Origin of the sequence: Nocardiopsis alba DSM 43377, assembly GCF_000341225.1 — a bacterium.
Lineage (GTDB): Bacteria > Actinomycetota > Actinomycetes > Streptosporangiales > Streptosporangiaceae > Nocardiopsis > Nocardiopsis alba.
Map to the genome: position 1 here is coordinate 1 of NZ_ANAC01000046.1, position 1,332 is coordinate 1,332.

Here is a 1,332-nt window from a genome sequence, read left to right on the forward strand (position 1 = left end):
GTTCGGTGTGAGGTATCGGGGTTTGTGGTCGGTTGTTTGATTTGTGAATAGTGTGCGCGAGCATCTTATTATCTGTAGTGGCCAAGTGATAGTGGCACACGGTGGATGCCTTGGCATCAGGCGCCGATGAAGGACGTGGGAGGCCACGATAGGCCGCGGGGAGCTGTCAACCGAGCTTTGATCCGCGGGTGTCCGAATGGGGAAACCTAGCCCGAGTTGTGTCGGGTTGCCGCCATCTGAATGTATAGGGTGGTTGGTGGTGACGCGGGGAAGTGAAACATCTCAGTACCCGTAGGAAGAGTGAACAATAGTGATTCTCCTAGTAGTGGTGAGCGAACGGGGAAGAGGCTAAACCGTATGCGTGTGATAGACGGCAGTCGTTGCGTGTGCGGGGTTGTGGGATGCATCTTTTCAGGTCTGCCGATCTGGAGCGCTGATGATTCTTTTAGCCGAAGCCGTTGGGAAGCGGTGCCGGAGTGGGTGAGAGTCCCGTAGGTGAAGGAAGAGTCTAGGTGTTGGTGTTCTCCCGAGTAGCGCGGAGCCCGTGAAATTCCGTGTGAATCTGGCAGGACCACCTGCTAAGCCAAAATACGTCCTGATGACCGATAGTGCACTAGTACCGTGAGGGAAAGGTGAAAAGTGCCCCGGTGAGGGGTCGTGAAATAGTACCTGAAACCGTGTGCTGTCAAGCCGTCAGAGCTGAAGCTTGTCTTTGGTGATGGCGTGCCTTTTGAAGAATGAGCCTGCGAGTCATGGTGTGTGGCGAGGTTAACCCGGGTGGGGTAGCCGTAGGGAAACCGAGTCTGAATAGGGCGTTTGAGTCGCATGCTGTGGACCCGAAGCGGAGTGATCTACCCATGTCCAGGGTGAAGCGGGGGTAAGACCTCGTGGAGGCCCGAACCCACCAGAGTTGAAAATCTGGGGGATGAGGTGTGGGTAGGGGTGAAAGGCCAATCAAACTCCGTGATAGCTGGTTCTCCCCGAAATGCATTTAGGTGCAGCGTCGCGTGTTTCTTGCTGGAGGTAGAGCTACTGTTTGGCTGATGGGCCCGACAAGGTTACTGACGTCAGACAAACTCCGAATGCCGGTTAAGTGAAGCGTGGCAGTGAGACTGCGGGGGATAAGCTTCGTAGTCGAGAGGGAAACAGCCCAGATCATCAGCTAAGGCCCCTAAGCGTGTGCTAAGTGGGAAAGGTTGTGGAGTTGCCCAGACAACCAGGAGGTTGGCTTAGAAGCAGCCATCCTTTAAAGAGTGCGTAATAGCTCACTGGTCAAGTGGTTCTGCGCCGATAATGTAGCGGGGCTTAAGTACACCGCCGAAGCTGTGAAGC

General features: G+C 55.0%; 1 rRNA gene. It reads left to right on the forward strand.

The features are described 5' to 3' along the window. Positions 1-78 precede the first annotated feature (78 nt). Positions 79-1,332, forward strand: a 23S ribosomal RNA gene (locus D451_RS0126060); the annotation flags it as partial.